Here is a 1046-nt window from a genome sequence, read left to right on the forward strand (position 1 = left end):
TCGGCATCCTCGCGGGGCTCAGTCCCGCTGGCCGGTTCGGGGGTCTGGATCACGCGCCACCAGCTCAGCACCTCCGCCGGCGGCGCGGTGTCCTGGAGAATGCGGAGTTTGGCCGCGCCCGCCAGCGGCGCGATGCCCGGATATCCGTACAGCCGAGCGGTTTCCAGCGCGTCGTCGGCGGCGGCGAGCGCATCGTCGTAGCGGCCGAGCTTGGCCAGCGAGTAGGCGTGGACCGCGTGCAACTCCGGCAGCATGAAGCTGCGGCCGCGCCGCCGGCTCACCCCGATGGCGCGTTCGATATGCGCGAGCCCGGTGCGCTGATCGTCGAGGAAGTACGCCATCCAGCCCAGCGCCGCGACCGCGTGCACGACCTCGAGCAGCCGAGTGTCGGTGAGCTGCGCGAACTCTCGTTCCGCGACCCGATAGTCCGCACGCGCCGCGCTCAGGTCCAGCCCGTTGAGCTGCCCCATACTGCGCAATGTCCGAGCCGCCGCCCCGATCGCCGGATCCCGCACGGCCCCCGATGCGAACAACCCCCGGATCCGAATCTCCGCCTCCCGCTCGCGGTCGTCCTGCGACTCCAGGACCGCCAGCTCCAGCTGGACGGCCCCACTCTCACCCGGATCCAGCCGTCCGGCCGCCCGCGCCAGCAGCTGCCGTGCGCTGTCGATCCGGCCCAGGATCCGCTCACACCGCGCGTACAGCAATACCGCCTCGCTGCCTCCGGAGCGTTCGCACCCGGCCGAGTCTGTCTGGACCGCAGCGGAATCCAGTAGCGGTTCGAGCACCTCCCGCGCCCGTTCGACGGAACCGGACAACAGCAGCGCCCGCCCCCACAGCAGTCGGTGTGGGCGGGCGGGGTGATCGGGGGAGAGGCGCAGGGCTGTCTCGATCCAGCGGGCGCTGGTCGCGGGGGCGGTGGCGAGGGCTTGTTCGGCGGCGCGGATCAGTTCGGCGGCGGCCAAGGCGTCGCGGCCGCCGAAGGCGTGTTCGAGGTGGCGGGCGCGGGCCAGGAGTGGGGCGTCCACGGCGCGGAGGAAGCGGGC

Annotated in this window: 1 pseudogene; it reads right to left on the minus strand. The window is 72.8% G+C overall.

From position 1 onward, the window contains the following. A pseudogene (locus ACWELJ_RS34235) lies at nucleotides 1-1028 on the minus strand (hypothetical protein); the annotation flags it as partial. Nucleotides 1029-1046: the final 18 nt, after the last annotated feature.

It is taken from the genome of Nocardia sp. NPDC004582, assembly GCF_053602115.1.